The sequence below is a fragment of the Micromonospora sp. NPDC049049 genome (assembly GCF_040649115.1).
In the GTDB taxonomy this organism is placed as follows: domain Bacteria; phylum Actinomycetota; class Actinomycetes; order Mycobacteriales; family Micromonosporaceae; genus Micromonospora.
In genome coordinates this window covers 177,731-198,546 of the sequence record NZ_JBEZEX010000010.1, presented here as the reverse complement: position 1 = coordinate 198,546, position 20,816 = coordinate 177,731, and the positions used below count along the sequence as shown (strand labels likewise).

The 20,816-nt window shown below is 70.4% G+C and carries 12 protein-coding genes and 1 pseudogene; 7 read left to right on the top strand and 6 right to left on the bottom strand.

Translation table 11 applies throughout. The features are described from left to right. Nucleotides 1-136: 136 nt before the first annotated feature. Nucleotides 137-799 carry a C39 family peptidase gene (locus AB0B68_RS13575; RefSeq protein WP_357260109.1) on the bottom strand — a complete coding sequence of 221 codons (663 nt, stop codon included), beginning with the start codon at nucleotides 797-799 and terminating at the stop codon, nucleotides 137-139. Nucleotides 800-1,909: 1,110 nt separating this feature from the next. Here AB0B68_RS13575 and AB0B68_RS13570 point away from each other — a divergent pair. Then, entirely contained in the window at nucleotides 1,910-5,800 is a 3,891-nt protein-coding gene (locus tag AB0B68_RS13570) for a LamG domain-containing protein (protein WP_357260106.1), read from the top strand. 150 nt (nucleotides 5,801-5,950) lie between these two features. Here AB0B68_RS13570 and AB0B68_RS13565 read toward each other — a convergent pair whose 3' ends face one another. Next, complete coding sequence (locus tag AB0B68_RS13565) at nucleotides 5,951-7,618, bottom strand: beta-N-acetylhexosaminidase (protein ID WP_357260103.1); 1,668 nt, start codon at nucleotides 7,616-7,618, stop codon at nucleotides 5,951-5,953. Between the two features lie 315 nt (nucleotides 7,619-7,933). Here AB0B68_RS13565 and ppdK point away from each other — a divergent pair, with 315 nt between their 5' ends. After that, on the top strand, nucleotides 7,934-10,642 hold the full coding sequence (ppdK, locus tag AB0B68_RS13560) for a pyruvate, phosphate dikinase (RefSeq protein ID WP_357207064.1): 2,709 nt from the start codon (nucleotides 7,934-7,936) through the stop codon (nucleotides 10,640-10,642). 42 nt (nucleotides 10,643-10,684) lie between these two features. On the opposite strand, the gene AB0B68_RS13555 is transcribed toward ppdK, so the two are convergent. Then, entirely contained in the window at nucleotides 10,685-11,185 is a 501-nt protein-coding gene (locus tag AB0B68_RS13555) for a roadblock/LC7 domain-containing protein (RefSeq protein WP_355009814.1), read from the bottom strand. 253 nt (nucleotides 11,186-11,438) lie between these two features. Here AB0B68_RS13555 and AB0B68_RS13550 point away from each other — a divergent pair, with 253 nt between their 5' ends. From AB0B68_RS13550 to AB0B68_RS13540, 3 genes are read left to right on the top strand one after another with little or no spacing between them, the layout of a single operon-like run. Then, nucleotides 11,439-11,792, top strand: coding sequence for a VOC family protein (locus AB0B68_RS13550; protein ID WP_124860192.1), 354 nt, complete (start codon nucleotides 11,439-11,441; stop codon nucleotides 11,790-11,792). A gap of 42 nt (nucleotides 11,793-11,834) precedes the next feature. Then, on the top strand, nucleotides 11,835-13,100 hold the full coding sequence (locus AB0B68_RS13545) for a deoxyguanosinetriphosphate triphosphohydrolase (RefSeq protein WP_357207073.1): 1,266 nt from the start codon (nucleotides 11,835-11,837) through the stop codon (nucleotides 13,098-13,100). Nucleotides 13,101-13,115: 15 nt separating this feature from the next. Beyond that, nucleotides 13,116-13,964 (top strand): siderophore-interacting protein, encoded by an 849-nt coding sequence (locus AB0B68_RS13540; protein WP_357260098.1) that lies wholly within the window; start codon nucleotides 13,116-13,118, stop codon nucleotides 13,962-13,964. A 7-nt stretch (nucleotides 13,965-13,971) separates the two neighbouring features. Here the strand turns inward: AB0B68_RS13540 and AB0B68_RS13535 are convergent, their stop codons facing one another. Further along, nucleotides 13,972-15,177, bottom strand: a complete 1,206-nt coding sequence (locus tag AB0B68_RS13535) for a low temperature requirement protein A (RefSeq protein ID WP_357260096.1) — start codon at nucleotides 15,175-15,177, stop codon at nucleotides 13,972-13,974. Between the two features lie 113 nt (nucleotides 15,178-15,290). Between AB0B68_RS13535 and dnaG the strand changes: the two are divergent. Next, a pseudogene (gene dnaG, locus AB0B68_RS13530) lies at nucleotides 15,291-17,193 on the top strand (DNA primase). Continuing rightward, nucleotides 17,194-17,730, top strand: coding sequence for a hypothetical protein (locus tag AB0B68_RS13525; protein ID WP_357207079.1), 537 nt, complete (start codon nucleotides 17,194-17,196; stop codon nucleotides 17,728-17,730). A 9-nt stretch (nucleotides 17,731-17,739) separates the two neighbouring features. On the opposite strand, the gene AB0B68_RS13520 is transcribed toward AB0B68_RS13525, so the two are convergent. Together AB0B68_RS13520 and AB0B68_RS13515 are read right to left on the bottom strand one after the other, a co-directional pair. Next, nucleotides 17,740-18,747: a TAXI family TRAP transporter solute-binding subunit gene (locus AB0B68_RS13520; protein ID WP_357260094.1), complete on the bottom strand. Its 1,008-nt coding sequence runs from the start codon at nucleotides 18,745-18,747 to the stop codon at nucleotides 17,740-17,742. Continuing rightward, nucleotides 18,744-20,777 carry a TRAP transporter fused permease subunit gene (locus tag AB0B68_RS13515; protein ID WP_357260091.1) on the bottom strand — a complete coding sequence of 678 codons (2,034 nt, stop codon included), beginning with the start codon at nucleotides 20,775-20,777 and terminating at the stop codon, nucleotides 18,744-18,746. Before AB0B68_RS13515 ends, AB0B68_RS13520 begins: the two co-directional genes overlap by 4 nt. Nucleotides 20,778-20,816 lie beyond the last annotated feature (39 nt).

Sequence of the window (20,816 nt, the reverse complement as noted above, 5' to 3'; positions counted from 1 at the left end):
CTCGTCGTCTGGCAGCTGATCCCGACGCTGGGCCTGATCAACCCGCTCTACCTGCCGTACGTGACCGACGTGTTGGCGCGGCTTGTCGAGTGCCGGACCCCGTGGTGGGGTCCGGCCCTTCCGCGTTGGCTGGTGCTCAGCTGGTGGCGTAGCCGCGGGTGGCGATCCAGTCCGCGAGGTGCTCGATGGTGACCGCGTACGAGGCGGTGTTCGGGTCGGCGGAGTCGGCGATCTTGACGATGTTGCCGTTGTCGCGGTAGCCGACGACGCTGATGTAGTGCCCACCCTCGAAGGAGTGGATACCACCGTCGGTGTCGGTGGTGGTGCCGGCGATGTTGGCGACCACGGCCCGGCCGTCGTCGACGGTCTTGACGACGTCGGCGCGAAGCTTGTCGGTCTGCTTCTCGTCGGCCTTGGGGGTGCTGATCTCGACGGAGTGGTAGGCGTCGTCCTTGCCGGTCTCCTTGTTCAGCACGGGGGTGATGTCGTTGATGGAGTTGGTGCCGGCCTCGGTGGTGCCCATCTCCTTGGCCATGGCGTCCACGCTGATGTCCTTGCCCTGCACACTCAGGGCGTTGCGGGCGGCGGCGGGGCCGCAGTAGTAGAAGTTCGGCTGGGCCTCGTAGCGCACACCGAGCTCCCGCTCGCCGTGGCCCTTGCGGTCGGTCTGCGTCTGGGTGGCCGGCTTGCTGGTGGTGGGTGCGGCGAACGCGGTGGTGACGGGGCCGGCGATGGCGCCGCCGGTGAAGGCGAGGCCGGCGGCGGTCAGGGCGGTCTTACGGATCAGATCGGTACGCATGATGGCGTGCTCCTCTGCCTCGGGGGATACCCACACGACACCAGGGGGGTGGTGGATGGTGGTGCGGGAAAGTTCGTCTGCCCGGCGACCCGCAGCGAGGGGTCGGCGTCGGGACGGGGTGTAACGGGTGCCGGTGGCGGATCATTCCGCCTACCTGCGGGGCCCGGCCGTTGTGGTGCTCGGCCGTTCCGGGGTGTAACCGGGGTGGCCCGCGGGGTGTTCCCGGCGGCCGGCCCGCGGTGACCCGGGCTGTTGCGGTGGTCTGCCAGGTATAACGACCCGGGCCGGCCCCCGATTCCGCCGCCGGGGTGGCCCAGGCCACCCGACAGGCACCGTCAAATCGGATGAACGCGCGCTGCGGACTGGATGATACGGACAGGCCAGGCGAAACGGGGCGATCGATCCCGAATCCTGCAAGTCGCGTGCCACGGACATCCCGACGGCATGACCATGGCGGGGCGTCATCGCCCATCAAGGGGGCATGCGGGGCAGCCATCGTGCAAATGGTCGGCCATTCCCGCCTGCGTCATTCGTGGGCCTGGGTCGGGTCGGCGCGGGGGCCGGGTGCCGTGTGGGCTGGGCGGTCTTGGGCAGTGGCGCCGTGATCGGGCCCTTTGTGATGTGTGAATTGCTCCCATTGGTGCGAGCGAGAGCGGGATTGCGCCACGCGAGGTGCGGCGGCGACCAATTCGCGCGCACTCACCAGTGCTCCGTTGTGGGAACGGGCTTCGCCGCGTCCCGCGCCACGCCGTCGGAAACGGTCGAATTCGAGCGAGTCGCGCTGCGGCCGCTTGCCGCGAGCGCCAGCGGCCAAGCCCGGCCATCGTTGCCAACCGACCAAAATGGTCGATCTGCTCTGGATTCGACCCCAATGTTATTGACGAAACTGCGTATGGTTAAACGCAGTGGATCTATGTATTGTCTGCCGCAAGGCTTCTTGGGCTGCTCTACGGGGGTGCGGCTGTGCTTCTACTTCGTCATGCCTGGCTGGCAAATATTACGGCCGGCACCCTTTTGGTGGGCGCGATAGCGGTTGTCGGGGAGAGCGGTCAAGCCACCGCTGCCCCCGAATCGGACCGTTGTTCCGCAGCCGCCACCGGCGGTGCCGCAATGGCGCCGTCCGAGAATGCAGCGATCTCGCTCGCACGCACCTGCGAGACGGCGGTCGAAGTGCTGGCGGCAGCCTCGGAGACCACGAAGGTCTTCGCGCAACCCTCCGGTGAACTCACCCTGGAGTCGTGGGCCGAGCCGCAGTGGGCGAAGGTCGGTAGTCGTTGGCGGGGGATCGATACGACGTTGGTGGTCGGTGGCGACGGTCGCGTCCGTCCGGTCGCCTCCACGGCCGACGTGGTCTTCTCCCAGGGCGGACAAGGCCCGTTCGCCACCATGACCGGCGCTGGCGCGGACTTCTCGCTCGGGTGGCCGAGCGCGCTGCCGCAGGGCGTCATCCACGGCGACACGATCACCTACCCGAACGTCTATCCGGACGTCGACCTGGTGGTGCGTGCCGAACGCGGGGGCTTCTCGCACCTGCTGGTGGTCAAGAGTGCTGTGGCGGCGAAGAATCCGGCAGTCCGGGAGACGCGGTTCGTCCTCGGCGGATCGGCCGACGTGGCGGTGACCGACAATCGCGTCACCATCTCCGGTCCGGGTGGGTTGTTCGCGGCTGCCCCGCCGGCGATGGCATGGGACTCGACAGCGGCGACTGGTGAGCCCTCCGCCGGGAAGCGGAGTGCCGGGGCCCTCGACTCCAGCCGGGAACGCGCCGTGGCCAGCTCCAGTGTCAGTGGTCCGTCCGACGCCGCCGCGGTGGCTCGGGTCGACGTACGTGTCGACAAAGGATCACTCACAGTGGCCGTTGACCCGGCGGTGTTGAGCGGAACGCAGTTCCCGGTCTTCATCGACCCGAGCTATGACATGAAGTGGGCCAGGTGGGCCCCCGTGAATGATTCCAACGGAAACACCCAGTGGACCTCGGGTAGTTCCTGGCCCCGCGAGGTGGCCCGCGTCGGCTCAAATTGGGACGACCATGGGGACATCTGGCGGTCGCATTTCTACTTTGATATTTCAGCGATGTCGGGCCGGCGTCTCGTGAATACGACGAGTGTCGACGCGTACCTGGTGCACACGGGTAACTGTAATGAGTCTCTCGGCATCTGGCAGACGAACTCATTGGCAAGCAGCACTCCCACCTGGAATGGCATGGCCGGTACGTGGCTGCATGAAGGGCCGCTGCAGACCAAGACCGTCGGGGCCAACTGCGGTCAGTCGGCCAATTGGCAGAGTTTCAACGGAGGAAACGTCGGCTACCACGTCCAGCGGCACGCGAATGCAGGCGCTGCCTCGATAACCTTCGGCCTCAGGATGGGCAACGAGAGTGGTGGACACTGGGCCAAGTTCGATCCGGCCAACGTCAGATTGAAGGCGACGTACCAGTCCCGGCCTTCCTCTCCGGTGGCGATCCGCACGTCGCCCGGAGGCAACTGCAGCACGGCGTCACCGGGGCCATGGGTCAACGTCCCCACTCCGACGCTCTACGGCAAGGCCAGCGACGGCGACGGCTCGGTGAAGGTGCAGTTCGACATCAACGGTCCGACCAACCCCCCTGACCACACCTCGGCATGGACCACCTCCGGCGTCGAGCGTGGATGGACCGCCCCCGCTCTCGTCGACGGGGCCTACAACTGGCGGGTGCGGGGTTACGACGACGTGGACGGCGAGGCCACCGGTTGGACGGGATACTGCTATTTCCGGGTCGACCACACCGCTCCCACAACGCCAGTGGTCACCCGTGTCTCGGGCACCCCGGTCGCAGGAGCGCCTGTGACGCTCAGCTTCACCTCCGCTGACGCCATGTCCGGCGTCAAGCAGTTCGCCTACGGCATCGGCACCGATGCGATGCAGGCATTCCAGGCATCCGGCGGCACGACGACCGTCACCTTCACTCCGGAGGTCGGCCGAACTGTCGTCTACGTCTGGGCGCAGGACAACGCCGGCAACTACTCGGCGCGGACCGCGTTCAACTTCTTCACCGGACGGATCACCCAGGCCCAGCCGCAGGCCACCTGGAGGCTCGATGGGGACGGATTCGACGACTCGGGACAGGGACGCGATCTGACCCTCGGCAGTGGGGTCAGCTATGGCGCCGATCGCAAGGGCGTGCCGGGTGCCGCGCTCGCCATGAACGGTGCGGGTTGCGCGAAGAGCGCGCCCACGGTTCGCACCGACGCGGAGTACACCGTCTCCGGTTGGGTGAACCTGGCCGACAAGTCTTCCCTGCGTACCGTTTTCGCTCAGGTCGGTACGGCGCGGCCCTCGTTCTACCTGCTCTACCACCACGTACAGGATCGTTGGGAGTTGGTCGTGACCGGCGGCGACTTCGACGGGTCGCCCTTCGTCAGCGTCTTCGCGCCGACGTCGACGCCGCTGGGGCAGTGGCAGCATGTGGCGGCCACCGTCGACCCGGTGGCGCGGATCATGCGGCTGTACGTGAATGGGCAGTTCGCGTCCGAGGGTGAGATTCCGTTCACGCCGTGGAACGCGACGAGCCAATTCCTTGTCGGTTGCTTCGGGAGTGCGAATTCGGAGTTGTACCACCTGATCGGCGGGATCGACCACGTCGGCGTCTGGCAGGGCCTGCTCTCCGACGAACAGATCGCCCGCGCCGCCACCGAACTGCCCGCCGGCCTGGTCGGCGACTGGCAACTGCGCGGTAGCGGCGCCGAAAGCACAGGCCGATCCTCCGACGCGGTGGTGCCGGAGGACGTGCCGTGGGTCGAGGACCAGCACGGCCGGGTCGCGTCCGCACTCCAACTGAACGGCCGGCAACAGTGCGCGACGACGAGCGGGCCCGCGGTGCGAACCGACGAGTCATTCACGATCGCGACGTGGGTGAAGGTGGACGACAAGGGCCTAGGCAACCAGACGGTCATCGGTCAGGACGGCGAACGACAAAGCGGCTGGTATCTCGGCACGCGGGTGTTGGACGGCACCCACTACTGGGGCTTCCTGATGATGGACGTCGATGCTGACGATTCCTCGGCGCCGTGGGCGAGATCCCCCGCCGGCATGGCCGCCGACGTGGGTAGGTGGACCCATCTGACTGGCGTCTACGACGCCACAGCCCAGCGGATCACTCTGTATGTCAACGGTGTCCTGGCCTCGTCGGCCCCCAGGCTGGCGACACCCTGGCAGGCCAACGGGCCGGTCACCATCGGCTGTGCGAGGTACACGGGTATTCCGGTGGACCACGTCGTGGGGTCGGTCAGTGGCGTGCAGGCCTGGCAGGGAGCCCTCACCGCCGCCGAGGTGGCCGCCGCGCACGGAGGCAACCCGGGGGTGAAGCTGGAGGGTCTGTGGCCGCTGGACGGCCCGGCCAGCGACACGCCGACCTACCTGACCGACACGTCCGGCAACGGCCGCGACCTGACCATCACCGGCCCGTACGCCTGGGCCCGCGATCGGGGCTTCGGTCGCGACGGGGCCCTGGGCCTGGAGTTGGCCGAGAACTCCTGCGCGGAGGCTCCGGGTCCGCTCGTGCGTACCGACGCCTCGTTCACCCTGACCGCGTGGGTGCTGCTCGAAAAGGCCACCGGGCACCACACGGTGATGTCGCAGATATCCAGTGGTAATACCCCCTTTTATCTCGGCTACCACCCGGGCGTCAATCGCTGGCACTTCGGAATGCCGGACTCGCCCGCGAGGGATGCCGTCTGGCGCAACTCGGAGTCGCAGCAGCCACCGGCGCTCGGCAAGTGGACGCACCTCGCCGGTGTCTACGACCTCGGCGCCGGCAAGGTCCGCCTGTACGTCGACGGCGTCGCGCAGGGCGAGGTCGACGGCCCGGTCACTCCCTGGATGGCCCCCGGCCCCACCCTGATCGGCTGCGTTGGGGAGACCAGCGGGAGCCGGCACTCGCGGCTCGGTGGTGTCGTCGACGACGTACGGATCTGGACCTCCACGCTCGCCCCGGAACGGATCGCCGACCTCGCCGCCGGCTGATCGCCCCGAGTTTGGCCGGAGATCCGCCGTTCGGGCGGGACGCGGCGGGCGTGGTGGACCATGCCCGCCGCATCGCCGGGCGGACCGACGTCGGCACGAGTCACGTGACGTTGGCGATGCTCGCCATTGAGGGTTCCGCCGGCTGCTCGTCTAGCGATCGAGCGTCGTTTCGAGGCTCGCGTCGCGCGGTGCGGGAAGTGCCGGCCCGGTGGGCCAGGGGATCTCGGGCGCGCGGTGGAAGGTGATCCCGGCCGTCGTCCAGCGCGGGCCTTGGCCGGCCAGGCGGTCGCGGAAGTCGGCCCAGTCGTGGCTTGCCCGGGGTGACCAGCCCAACTCGGCGATGGCCGGGAGGCGAGGCAGGAGCAGCAGTTCGATGTCGGCCAGCGAGGTGACCGATTCGGTCCAGAGCGGGGCCTCCACACCGATAACCGCCTCGGTGGGTACGCCGGCGACGTGCGTGCCCGGATCCCAGTCGTACGCCTTTCGCACGTCGATGAGGCCGGCCCAGTCGTGCCCGATCGGGGTGTCCGGGGCGTACTTCATGTCCAGGTAGGCGTGGTTGCCGGGGGAGACGATCAGCCGGGCGCCCCTGCGTACGGCGTCGACGGTGGTGGGGTCTTCGCCGTTCGTGCCCCACCACTGCAGGACCCGCCCGTCGAGGTGGGCGGCTGGCGCGAGCTGGTGCCAGCCGACGACGGTCTTGCCGAGGTCGGCCACGATGCGCTGGACCCGCTCGACGAAACCGGTGTAGACCTCGCCCTTGACCTTGAACGCCTCGTCGCCGCCGACGTGCAGCCAGGGGCCGGGGGTGAGCGCGGCCACCTCGCCCAGCACGTCGGCGACGAAGTCGTACGTGCGCTCGTCGGCCGGGTCGACGTAGCTGAAGCCGACCTCGGTGCCGGTGTACGGCGGCGGTGCGATCTTGTCCGGTGCCAGTTCCGGGTACGCGACCAGCGCCGAGTTGGTGTGCCCCGGCAGGTCGATCTCCGGGACGACGGTGATGTGGCGGGCTGCCGCGTAGGAGACGATCCGCGCGTAGTCGGCCTTCGTGTAGTGCCCGCCGGGGCCGCCGCCGACCTCTGTCGTGCCGCCGATGCTGGTCAGCTTCGGCCAGGAGTCGACGGTGATGCGCCAGCCCTGGTCGTCGGTGAGGTGCAGGTGCAGGTGGTTGAGCTTGTAGCGGGCCAGGTGGTCGACCACCCGCAGCACGTCCTCGACGGCGAAGAAGTGCCGCGCGACGTCGAGCATCGCGCCCCGGTAGGGGAACCGGGGTGCGTCGGTGATGGTCCCGCCGGGCAGCACCCAGCGTTCGGTGACCGGGGTGGTGCTCTCGATCGCCGCTGGCAGCAGTTGGCGCAGCGTCTGTGCGCCGTGGAAGAGGCCGGCGGCGGTGGAGGCGGTGACGTTCACCCCGTCGGTGGCGATGTCGAGGCGGTAGCCCTCCGCGCCGAGGTCGGCGCTGCCGTCGAGCACCAGCGCGATGCCACCGGCGGGCTCCGGCGTGGTGGCGTCGGTGACCGGCAGCGGGTAGCCGGTGGCCGGACGCAGGAGCTGGGCGAGCTGCTCGGCGACCGCCAACGCGGCGGGGTCGGCGCTGGACACGATGACGGCTTCGGCTAAGAGGGTCCAGTCGGTGGTCGGGTCCGGCTGGACGTGCTGTGGGGCGGGCACGACGTCGGCCAGCCGGTGGGGGGCCGCCGGGGCGAGCAACGCGCTTGCTGTCTGCTCGGCCGTGCGGGCCAGTGTGGCTGCGTCCGGTTCCCCCGCCGAGAGCGGTGCGGGGACGGCGGTGGGGCCGGGGAAGGGGGTGGTCGACACGGCGGCGACTCCGGGGGGTGTATTCGCGTCGGTTATGGCAAAAGTGAGGTTCACCGGCGGCGTGCCGTTAAGCGTACGACGCTCGGCCGTATGCGTGATGGTGCGCATGGAAGCGTTCCCAAAAACCGGTACGAACACGGATAGTCGTGATAGCTGTGCCAATTGTCACCGAACGGTCCCAGGTCACTCGATGGTCGCTTAACCTTCGCCCACCGATCGACGTTGACCCCGGGATTACCGGCGGTCCGTCCCGGGGAAGAAGAAAACTGAACCTTCGTTAAGTGTCAATCCGGCGCGTGTGTTGTGGAGGCTCTGGTGGCAGCGCAAGAGACCGTCGATCACAAGTACGTCTACGACTTCTCCGAAGGCAACAAGGAGCTCAAGGAGTTGCTGGGCGGCAAGGGGGCAAACCTCGCCGAGATGACCAATCTGGGCCTGCCCGTTCCGCCCGGCTTCACCATCACCACCGAGGCGTGCCAGGCGTACCTCGCGACGGGACGGGAGCCGGACGGGCTCGCCGGTCAGATCGAGGCGCACCTGGAGTCGCTGGAGCGCGCGATGGGCAAGCGCCTCGGTGACCCGCAGGACCCACTGCTGGTCTCTGTCCGCTCCGGTGCCAAGTTCTCCATGCCCGGCATGATGGAGACCGTCCTCAACGTCGGTCTCAACGACCAGAGCGTGGAAGGACTCGCAGCCCAGGCCGGCAACAACGAGCGGTTCGCCTGGGACTCCTACCGGCGACTCATCCAGATGTTCGGCAAGACCGTCTGCGAGGTGCCGGGCGAGGAGTTCGAGCACGCGCTCGACGAGGCCAAGCACGCCAAGGGCACCCACAACGACCTGGATCTGGACGCCGACGACCTGCGTGGGCTGGTCGACGCGTACAAGAAGATCTTCTTGAAGCACACCGGCCGGGAGTTCCCGCAGCAGCCACGTGAACAGCTCGACCTGGCCATCCGGGCGGTCTTCGAGTCGTGGAACGCCGAGCGCGCGGTGCTCTACCGTCGCCAGGAGCGGATCCCGACCGACCTCGGCACCGCTGTCAACGTGGTGACGATGGTCTTCGGCAACCTCGGGCCCGACTCCGGCACCGGTGTCGCGTTCACCCGTGACCCGGCCAGCGGGGCGCAGGGCATCTACGGCGACTATCTGGCCAACGCCCAGGGTGAGGACGTGGTCGCCGGCATCCGCAACACGGTGCCGTTGCAGGAGTTGGAGCAGCTCGACAAGGCGTCCTACGACGAGTTGCTCGGCATCATGGCCCGGCTGGAGGAGCACTACAAGGACCTCTGCGACATCGAGTTCACCATCGAACGCGGCAAGCTGTGGATGTTGCAGACCCGGGTCGGCAAGCGCACCGCCGCCGCCGCGTTCGTCATCGCCGGGCAGCTCGTCGACGAGGGCCTGATCGACCTGGACGAGGCGTTGCACCGGGTCAACGGCGCGCAACTGGCCCAGCTGATGTTCCCGCGCTTCCAGCTCGACCACGAGTTTCAGCCGGTCGCCACTGGCATCGGCGCGTCGCCGGGCGCGGCGTCCGGCACTGTGGTCTTCACTTCCGCCCGAGCCGTCGAGCTGGCCGCCGAGGGGAAGTCGGTGATCCTGGTGCGCCGGGAGACCAACCCGGACGACCTGAACGGCATGATCGCCGCGAAGGGCATCCTGACCTCGCGCGGCGGCAAGACCAGCCACGCCGCGGTGGTGGCCCGGGGCATGGGCAAGACCTGCGTCTCCGGTGCCGACGAGATCGAGGTGAACGTGCCGGCGAAGCGGTTCACTGTCGCCGGCCAGACCGTCGCCGAGGGCGATGTGGTGTCCATCGACGGCACCACCGGCAAGGTCTACCTCGGCGAGGTGCCGGTCATGCCCTCCGAGGTCGTGCAGTACTTCGAGGGCAGCCTCGACCCCGAGCACGTCGACAACGCGCTGGTCCGGGCCGTACACCGGATCATGACGCACGCCGACGGCAAGCGGCGGCTGGCGGTCCGCACGAACGCCGACACCGGCGCGGACGCCGCCCGGGCCCGGCGCTTCGGCGCCGAGGGCATCGGGTTGTGCCGCACCGAGCACATGTTCCTCGGTGACCGGCGGGAGCTGGTCGAGCGGCTGATCCTGGCCCGGGCCCCGGGTGAGCGGGAGGCGGCGCTGGCGGCGCTGCTGCCGTTGCAGCGGGCCGACTTCGAGGAGATCTTCCGCGAGATGGACGGCCTGCCGGTCACCGTCCGGCTCATCGACCCGCCGTTGCACGAGTTCCTGCCGCCGTTGGAGCAGCTCGCCGTCAACGTGGCGGTTGCGCAGGAACGCGGAGAGGACGTGGCCAAGGAGGAGGCGCTGCTCGCCGCCGTCCGGCGGATGCACGAGGAGAACCCGATGCTCGGGCTGCGGGGTGTACGCCTCGGCCTGGTCATCCCCGGCCTGTTCGCGATGCAGGTCCGCGCCATCGCCGAGGCGGCGGTCAGTTGCGCCCGCGCCGGGGGCGCGGCCAAGCCGGAGATCATGGTGCCGCTGGTCGGGGCGGTGCAGGAGCTGGAGACGGTTCGCGCCGAGGCCGAGAAGATCATTGCCGAGGTGGTCGGGGACAGCGGCGTCGAGGTGCTGATCGGCACCATGATCGAGGTGCCCCGGGCGGCCCTGACCGCCGGGCAGATCGCTGAGGCCGCCGAGTTCTTCTCCTTCGGCACCAACGACCTGACCCAGATGGGCTGGGGCTTCTCCCGCGACGACGTCGAGGGCGCGTTCTTCTGGCGCTACCTGGAGTTGGGCATCTTCGGCATCTCGCCGTTCGAGTCGATCGACCGTGACGGTGTCGGCCGGTTGGTGCGGATCGCCGCCGAGGAGGGCCGGGCCGCCCGCCCCGGGCTCAAGCTCGGTGTCTGCGGTGAGCACGGCGGTGACCCGGACTCGGTGCACTTCTTCCACGAGGTCGGCCTGGACTACGTGTCCTGTTCGCCGTTCCGGGTGCCGGTGGCCCGGCTGGAGGCCGGTCGGGCGGTCGTGGAGACCGGCGGGTCGGACAGCCGTTGACGCATGCCGGCGGCGGCCCGGTCACCGGGCCGCCGTCGGCGTTCAGATCGGCGGACGACGCCAGGTCGGTCGGGACGAGCGGCGCAACTGCGCCGGCAGGGTCGCCATCGGGGTACGCGTGGCCAGCGGGGCGTGCGCGTCCGGTACGGCTGTCGCGCCGATGCCCGTGCCGCGAATGTCCAGGAACGACCCTGCCCGACGGGCCACCACCCGCGCCTCCTCGTGCAGCGCCTCCAGGTCGTCCGCCGCCGACGCGGTGACGAGGGTCAGCAGGGCGCTGCGCCCGGCCGGGTAGGTGACCACGCAGCCTGCTGTGGTGCACACGACCGACTCCCGGAACTCACCATGCCGGACGGTGTCGGCCACCCGGTGCCCGAGCCCGAAACTCGCGGCGGCGAGCGCGGCGAGATGGGTGGCGTCGGTGCTGGGTAGGTCGCTGGAGATGAGCAGGCCGTCGGTGCCCGCGAGCACCGTGCCGGCGATGTCGGGTCGGCGCTGGCGCAGCCCGCGTAGCTCCGGTCCCATCACCGTGTCTGCGTCCACGAGCGTTACCCCTCACCGGTCGGCTCTGCGTGTCAGTCGGCTGGTCACGTTCCGCGCTGGGAACGCTACCGGTGGCGACTTCCGACCGCGAGACCGTAACCCTCGGCGATCGGTCGGCAACTGGGGGCCAATCGGTGGTTGTGTGCCATTCATCGATGCGTCGTGAGCAGGTCGGGCAGTGGTGGCGGGCGTAACCTTGGCTCGCTCGTACACGGCCGATTGGGCGCCGCGTCGAACGGGAAGAGGTGACTGCATGACGAGTGTCTGGGAGAGCCTGACTGTCGACGCCCGCGATCCGGCCCGACTGGCCCGTTGGTGGGCTGAGGCGCTCGGCTATCAGGTCGTCACCGAGAAGCCCGACGAGGTGGAGATCCGCCAGTCCGCCGACCGCCTGCCCGGCCTGGTCTTCGTGCCGGTGACCGAGGGCAAGGAACGCAAGAACCGGCTGCACCTCGACCTGCGCCCCGCCGATCTGGAGGCTGAGGTCGAGCGCCTGGTCGACATGGGCGCCCGGCACGTCGACATCGGTCAGGGCGACGTCGAGTGGACGGTGCTGGCCGACCCGGAGGGCAACGAGTTCTGCGTACTCCGTGAGCGCGAGGAGTGAGCCGGTCTTGCGAGCCCCGCAGTCGCGAACTGTGCCGGCTGCGTGAGAAGTGAGCCGGGGGCGGCGGACGCCCGGTTGGTCGAGGAGCCGCCCAAGGACACCGGGCATCGCCGGTCGCCGTACGAACGCGACCGGGCCCGGGTGCTGCACTCGGCGGCGTTTCGCCGGCTGGCCACCAAGACCCAGGTGCACACCGCCGGCACCGACGACTTCCTGCGTACGCGGCTGACCCACTCGCTGGAGGTGGCCCAGATCGCCCGGGAGATGGGTTCCCGACTGGGCTGCGACCCGGACGTGGTGGACGTCGCGGGGCTCGCGCACGACCTCGGGCACCCGCCGTTCGGGCACAACGGCGAGGCTGCGTTGGATCTGCTCGCCACGCCGTGCGGCGGCTTCGAGGGCAACGCGCAGACCCTGCGGGTGTTGACCCGCCTCGAGGCGAAGGTGCTCGCCCCGGACGGCTCGTCCGCCGGGCTGAACCTGACCCGGGCGTCGCTGGACGCGATCGGCAAGTACCCCTGGCCGCGCCGGCCGGGGGAGCGCAAGTTCGGGGTGTACGCCGACGACGCAACTGTCTTCGACTGGATCCGGGCCGGCGCACCCGGCGACCGGCGTTGCCTGGAGGCCCAGGTGATGGACTGGGCCGACGACGTCGCGTACTCGGTGCACGACGTGGAGGACGGCATCCACGGTGGTTATGTCACGTTGCACCCGCTGCTCACGGACGCCGACGAGCGGGCCGCGCTCTGCGCCGACGTGGCCGCCGCCTACTCCGGCGAGTCCGAGGCGGACCTGGCCGAGGTGCTCGTCGATCTGCTGGCCGGTCCGCTGCTCGCCCCGCTCGCCGGCTACGACGGCAGCCATCGCGCGCAGGTCGCGTTGAAGGCCACCACCAGCGGCGTGACCGGGCTGTTCGTGTCCGCGGCGGTGGCGGCGACGGAGGAACGCTTCGGTCCGGGCCCGCACCGCCGCTACGCCGCCGACCTGGTGGTGCCCCGCCTGGTACGGGCGCAGTGCGCGCTGCTCAAGGGCATAGCGCTGCGGTACGTGATGCGTCGCAGCGGCTTCCGGGGCCGCTACGAGCGGCAGCGGACGATGCTCGCGGAGTTGGTCGCCGCGCTGGTCCGGAATGCCCCGGAAGGGCTCGACCCGATCTTCGTCCCGCTGTGGCGGGCCGCCCCGGACGACCGGGCCAGATTGCGGGTGGTGATCGACCAGGTCGCCTCGCTCACCGACCCGGCGGCGGTGGCCTGGCACACCCGCCTGGTCGGCAAGGGGACACCCCCGGCCGAGCACGAGCCAACTTAGGCTAACCTAACTGACATGACGGAACGCCCCAGGAACGTCACCTCGGCCCGGGTGCTGCGCACCGAGCGGCCCACCCCGCACCTGATCCGGCTCGTCCTCGGTGGGGACGAACTGGTCGGCCTGCCGGTGGGCGAGTTCACCGACCACTACATCAAGGTGGTGTTCCCGCAGCCGAACGTCGCGTACCCGCAGCCGTTGGACCTCGCCGCGATCCGCCGGGACCTGCCCCGGGAGCAGTGGCCCCGGCTGCGCGCGTACACCGTGCGGCGCTGGGATCCGCTGGCCGGGGAGCTGACCGTCGACGTGGTGCACCACGGCGACGAGGGGTTGGCCGGCCCGTGGGCCGCCGCGCTGCGTCCCGGCGATCCGGTGCACTTCGTCGGCCCCGGCGGCGCGTACGCCCCGAACCCGGACGCGGACTGGCACCTGCTGGCCGGTGACGAGAGCGCCCTGCCGGCGATTGCCGCCGCGCTGGAGCGCCTCCCGCTGGGTGCCCCGGCCCACGTCTTCGTGGAGATCGCCGATCCGGCGGAGGAGCAGAAGCTGCTCAGCCCCGGGGCGGTCGAGTTGACCTGGCTGCACCGCGGCGAACGCCCGGTTGGTGAGGCGCTGGTCGCGGCGGTACGCGCGTTGGAGTTCCCGGCCGGCCAGGTGCACGCCTTCGTGCACGGCGAGGCCGCCTTCGTCCGGGAGTTGCGCCGGCTGCTGCGCGGTGAGCGGGGCGTTCCCCTCGACCGGCTCTCCATCTCCGGCTACTGGCGGCGGGGCATGGACGACGAGGGCTGGCGTTCCACCAAGGCCGACTGGAACCAGCAGGTGGCGGCCGAGGAGACGAGCGTCGCCGAGCCGGCCGCTGTGGCCTGAGCGCCGCTCAGCCCTCGGGCGTCTGGTTCGCCTGACCGGCCTTGGCCAGTCGCCGGCTGACCAGGACGGCGTATCCGACGACGGCCAGGGAGAGCAGCGACAGCATCAGCCTCGGTTGGTGCACAGTCACGGTGATCAGCGAGACCGAGACCACCCCGTAGACGGCGATCGCGAACCGGGCGGCGCTCGGCCGGGTCCACAGCCAGTACAGGGCGAGACCGCAGAGCGTCCAGATCACCATCGACGCGCCGAGCAGCAGCCGCAACTCCAGCGGCAGGTGGTTGGCGTCGTCGTCGACCAGCCGGACCACCTGCCCGAGTGACCAGCCGAGCAGCAGCAGCGCACCGCCGAGCGGAATGTGCAGGTAGCTGTACGCCTGTCCGCCGCGCAGCCGGCGCTGGAGCAGGCGGGTGGTGACGAATGTGGTGTAGACCCACCAGACGGCCGCCGGGATCAGGAAGGCCAACGCGGCGGTGAGGATCATGTGTGGCGGGGGATGGTCCGGCACGGCGAAGAGCAGGCTGGCCAGCGCGCTACCCAGCACGATGATGGTGAACTGCCCGATCCGTTCCGGCAGGTGCCTGTTGTCCACCGGCCAGCGGTTGAGCCAACGCGCCCCGACCCAGGGCGTGGACAGTTCGATCACCATGGCGACGATCCACAGGACGGGCCGCAGCTCGGTGGGCACGATCAGCGACACCAACCAGATCAACCAGCCCGACCCGAAGCCGACCAGGTAGATGGTCGTCACCATCCGGGCCATCGGGCTGGTGGAACGGGCGCGTAGGTACAGCAGGAGCAGCACACCCCGCACGATCAGGTACCCGATGGGCAGGAGGACGCTCTCCGGCACCTCGTCGACCCCGAGGGTCATCGCGCCCGCGCCCACGAGCGCGACGAGCACCAGCACCCGGTGCAGCGCGTCGTCCGGGTCGAACCGGGTGTCGTAGTAGACCTGTCCCATCCAGGCCCACTGAATCACCACGAAGAGCCCGATCACGGCCAGTACGTCGGTCGGCGACGGGCTCGGCTCGTCACCCAGCCGAGCCACCACCGCCGCCAGCGCGTACACGAAAATGATGTCGAGGAAGAGCTCCAGCCAGGTGGCGTGGCGGTGTCCGGCCTCGTCCGCACCCGGGGTCTGTTCGGGCAGCCCGACCCGGCCGGCCAGCCATCTCGGCAGGCGGGGGGCTTGGCTGCGTACCCGGCGCATCTGGTCATGGTCCCCGCGCGGACCCGGCCGGCGGGCCGGAACCGCCGAGCCGGCAGCGGCCGCCGCCACACCGGCGTCCCCCGGCCGGCGTGTCGTCGGTCCGGCAGGGCAGGATGTACGGCGAGGGGGTGGCGCATGGCTGGGCGGATCCGGGACGAGGACATCGCACTGGTCCGGGAACGCACCTCGATCGGGGATGTGATCTCCGAGACGGTCACCCTGAAGTCCGCTGGCGGCGGCAACCTCAAGGGTCTGTGCCCGTTCCACGACGAGAAGAGTCCGTCGTTCAACGTGTCCCCGGCCCGCAACGTCTGGTACTGCTTCGGCTGCGGGGCCGGCGGGGACGCGATCAAGTTCCTGATGGACGCCGACCATCTCAGCTTCGTGGAGTCCGTCGAGCGGCTGGCTGGCCGCGCCGGCATCCAACTGCGCTACATCGAAGACGACAAGGGCACCCCGCGTCCCCGCCCGCAGCAGGGTCAGCGGCAGCGCCTGGTCGCCGCGCACGCCGCCGCCGTCGAGTTCTACAGCGCGCAACTGAGCACCGCCGGCGCGCGGGCGGCACGGGAGTTCCTGGCCCGCCGGGGCTTCGACCGGGCCGCCGCCGAGCGCTACGGCTGTGGCTTCGCGCCGGAGGGTTGGGACCCGCTCACCAAGCACCTGCGCCAGCAGGGCTTCACCCACCAGGAGCTGGTCACCGCCGGGCTGTCCCGGGAGTCCCGTTCCGGCACCCTGATCGACAGGTTCCGTCGCCGGCTGCTCTGGCCGATCCGCGACCTCGCCGGCGACGTGATCGGCTTCGGCGCGCGCAAGCTCTTCGATGACGACGACGGCCCGAAGTACCTGAACACGCCCGAGACGCCGATCTACAAGAAGTCGCACGTGCTCTACGGCATCGACCAGGCCAAGCGGGAGATCGCCAAGCAGGGTCGGGCGGTGATCGTCGAGGGTTACACCGACGTGATGGCCTGTCACCTGGCCGGGGTGACCACCGCGGTGGCGACCTGCGGCACCGCCTTCGCCGCGGACCACATCTCCGTCCTGCGCCGGCTCCTGTTCGACAGCGACGAGGTGGCCGGCGAGATCATCTTTACCTTCGACGGTGACGCCGCCGGGCAGAAGGCCGCGCTGCGCGCCTTCGAAGACGACCAGCGCTTCGTCGGGCGCACGTTCATCGCGGTCAGCCCGGACAACATGGACCCGTGCGACCTGCGGCTGGCCAAGGGCGACCTGGCGGTGCGTGACCTGGTCGCCCGCCGTGAGCCGCTCGTCGACTTCGCGCTGCGGCACGTGATCAGCCGCTTCGACCTGGACACCGTCGACGGCCGGGTCGAGGCGATGCGCCACGCCGCGCCGCTGGTCGCGCGCCTGAAGGACCGGGAGAAGCGCCCGGAGTACGTCCGCAAGCTCGCCATGGACCTCGGCATGGAGATCGAACCGGTGCAGCGGGCGGTGCTCGCCGCCGGCAACACCGCGCCGTCCGGCACCCGCGAGGCCGCCCCCGCCGCCCGGCCGACCTCCGCCCGCCCCGAACCGGCGGTGGACAGCCCGCAGTCGATGGTCGAGCGGGAGGCGCTCAAACTCGCCCTCCAGCAACCGGTCCTGGCCGGGCCGATGTTCGACACGATCGAGGCCACCGAATACCGCCACCCGGTGCACGTCGCGGTGCGTACGGCCATCGCGGCGGCCGGTGGTGCCGTGTCGGCGACCGGCGGCGCGGTCTGGATCGAGTCGGTCCGCGACGCCTGCGAGGACCTGGCGGCAGCGGCGCTGGTCGGTGAGCTGGCCGTCGAACCACTGCGGATCGACGGCGAACCGGACCCGCGCTACGTGTCGATCACCATGGCCCGGGTGCAGTTCGGGTCGGTGACCGCCCGGGTCCGGGACCTCAAGTCACGCATCCAGCGGATCAACCCGGTCAACAACAAGGACGAGTACTTCGCCGCCTTCGGTGAGCTGCTGTCCCTGGAGCAGCACGCCCGGGCGTTGCGCGAGCAGGCTGCGGGAGGCCTCTAGATGGGACTGTTCAGCCGCAAGCCGAAGCTGCCGCCGGCCGACCGGCCGCCGCTGACCGCCGACGAGCGGGTGGTGGCCTGGGCCGCCGCCGGCAACGGCGAGGGCGACGGGGTGGTGGTCGCCACGAACCTCGGGTTGTGGCTGCCCGGTCGAGGGCACCGGCTCGGTTGGCACACCATCCTCAAGGCGGTCTGGTCCGGCCGGCAGTTGACAGTCACCCCCGCCGAGCCCGTCGTCGAGCGCGACGGCTACACCGTGGTCGCCGACGGTCCGGCCGAGACGTACCTGCTGCTCGACCCGGGGGAGCTGCCGCACCAGGTGCGGGCCCGGGTGACCCGTTCGGTCGCGTACACCGAGCACCAGCCGGTGCCCGGCGGCGCGGCGCGGGTCGCGGCCCGACGCGTGGCCGGGGTCGACGGTCTGACCTGGACGGTCCGACTCGACCCCGGCACTCCGACCGATGACGAGGCAGTGCTCGCCGACACCGACCGGCTGGTCGGTGTGGCCCGCGCCGCCACCGCGCCGGCCGACGGCTGACCGGTCGGGTCAGTTCGCGCCGAGGTCGTTCAGCGCCTTTTCGGCGCCGCGGTGCAGTGGCACCGGCAGGGTCCGGCGGGCCTTTTCCAGTGTGATCCCCTTGGCCGCCGGGTTGGCCTGGGCCAGAGCGTCGCGCTTGTCGAACACCGTCCGGGTGATCGCGCAGGCCACGTTGGCGTCCAGGTCCTTGCGGACCAGCAGCACGTTGGGCACGACGATGGTCGGGGTGTCGCTGGCCGTCTTGTACACGTCCCGGCCGATCGTGCCCTCCTGGTAGCCGGGGCTCAGCACGGTCATCTTCGGCAGCAACGGCGAGATGTCGACGAACTTCACCGAGTCGCCGGCCGTGGTGAACAGGTCGGTGAGGCCACCGGTGGGCAGACCACCGGACCAGAAGAAGCCGTCGACGCTGCCGTCCTTGATCCCCTCGACAGTCTTGGTGAGATCCAGTCGCTGCGCCCGGATGTCCTTGGCCGGGTCGAGACCGGCGGCCTGCAACAGCCGGTTCGCGATCACCTCGGTGCCGGACTTCGGTGAGCCGGTGGAGATCCGCTTGCCGCGCATGTCGGCCACCGAGGTGATCCCGGCGTCGTTGCGGACCACCACCTGCGTGTAGTTGTCGTAGATGCGGGTCAGCGCCTGCACCGGCTGCGGCGCGGTGAAGGTGCCCTTGCCCTCCACCGCGTTGACCGCCGTGTCGAACAGCGAGAACGCCACGTCGTACTGGCCAGCGACCAGTTGCTCGACGTTCTGCACCGAGGCGCCGGTCTCGGCGGCGGTGCCGGTGAGCTTGCCGCCGGTCGCCTCGGACAACTGCCCGGCCAGGGCGTTGCCGACCACGTAGTAGACGCCTGTCGCGTTGCCGGTGGCGATGCCGACGCGGGTCTCCTTGGTCACCTCGCAGGTGACCTCGCTGGCCGTGTCGTCAGTGGCCGCGCCGCCCTGCTGACCTCCGCAACCCGCGACGAGGGCGAGCACGCTGAGGCCCGCCGCGAGCCGTACGTCGATTCGTCTCACAGTTTCTCCTCCACAGGATCGGACAGTGGTCGGCCGGCGGCGCCGCGTCGGACGAACACGCCCGCCGCCGCCACGGCGGCCAGCGCCGCGCCGACAGTGACCGGCACGGGTTCGAGCCAGAGCAATGTGACGCCGGCGAGAGCGCCCAGCACCCGTTCCGGTACGCCGGCCGGGCCCACACCGGGCAGCCAGCCACCGGCGGCGACGGCGAGCACCGCCACGCTGAGCGCTGTGACGCCGGCGGCGAAGGCGATCCGCTGGACGCCACCGATGCCGAGCAGGCCGAGCCCGGCCGGCGTGATGACGAACGCGATCGGGGTCAGGTAGGCCGGCAGCGCGTACCGCAGGGTCTGCCACATGGTCGGCACCAGCCGGCCGCCGGTGACCGCGGCGGCGGCCACCGCGGCGAGCGCGGTCGGTGGGGACACCTCGGACAGCACCGCGAAGTAGAAGACGAACATCGCCGCCGCCGGCGCGGTGACGCCCAGGTCGAGCAGGGCCGGACCGACGATCACCCAACCGATCACGAACGACGCGGTGACCGGCACGGCCAGGCCCAGCAGGCTGAGCGCGACGGCGGCGAGCAGCGCGGTGAGCACCAGCACCAGGGTCGGGTCCGACGTGGCCGCCTGCGCCCCGCCGATCAGCAGCGCCGCCGCCTGCGGCCCGAGGCCGGTCTTCGTGGTGGTCGCCGTGATGATGCCAGCGGCGGCGCAGACCGCGGTGACGGCGAGGACGCCGCGTACGCCGGTGACGAGCGCGGTCACCAGCCGGCCCGGGGTGAGTCGGTGCGCCCGGTCCAGATAGGAGAGCACGACGGCGAGGACGATGGCGAACACGACGGCCCTTGTCGCGGACACACCGATGGCGAGGAACACGATGATGGCGATCAGTGAGGCGAAGTGGTAGCCGAACCGGGCCAGCAGCCGCCAGGGCGAGCCGACGTCGATCACCACCGGGCGTACGCCGGAGCGGCGGGCGTCGATCTCCACGGCGAGCAGGATGCCGAGGTAGTAGAGCACCGTCGGTACCGTTGCCCAGCCCAGCACCTGGAGGTACGAGACGCCCAGGTACTCGGCGATGATGAACGCCGCCGCACCCAGGGTTGGCGGGGAGAGGATCGCGCCCACCCCGGCCGCGGCCAGCATGCCGCCGGCCCGCTCCGGTGGGTAGCCGGCGCGGCGCAGCAGCGGCCAGGTGACCGCGCCGATGCTCACCGTCGTCGCCGCGCCGGAGCCGGAGACGGTGCCGAGCAGGAAACCCGAGGCCACCGCCGTCCGCCCGGCGGCGGTCCGGGAACGTCGGAACGCCGCGGCCGACAAGTCGACGAAGAACCGCCCGGCCCCGGACAACTCCAGCACCGCGCCGTAGATGGTGAACAGCACGATGTACGAGGCGGCCACGTCGAGCGGCGTGCCGTAGAAGCCGCTGTCGGAGTTGTAGAACGCGTCGACCAGCTGACTGAAGTCGAGCCCGGCGTGCGCGACCGGCCAGGACTGCGGCAACAACCCGCCGTAGTAGCCGTAGCCGAGGAACAGCAGGCAGACCGCCGGCAGGATCCAACCGGTGGCACGTCGACACGCTTCGAGCAGCAGGAGCAAGAGGACGGTGCCCAGCACCAGATCCGTCGCCGCCAGCAGGCCCTGCCGGTCGAGGAACGCGTTGTAGCCGCCGCCACCGCTGCCGATCCGGATCGGCAGGACGGGGTAGAGGCAGGCCGCGACCGCCAGGGCGCTCAGAGCCCAGTCGGTCACTGTGGGCCGCGTCGACGCGGGTGCCCTGACGCGCCCGTCGCTGTCGCTCCCGGTGGCCTCGGCCCGGTCGGCGCGTGGTCGCCGGGCGCGTAGGCGGGCCGGCAGCCGCAGGTCGGACGGGTAGGCGAGGAAGACCAGCGGGAGTACGCCGGCCAGGAAGATGATCAGGTAATACTTGCTGCCCTGCGACAGGGGGCGGAACACCTGCCACAGGGCGAGAGCGCCGACCGCCAGCGCCGCCACGGTGAGGAGCAGACCCGCCGGCCCGGAGAGCACCCGCCCTGGTTTCTCGTCCTCGAACTGGGCGGCCAGGTC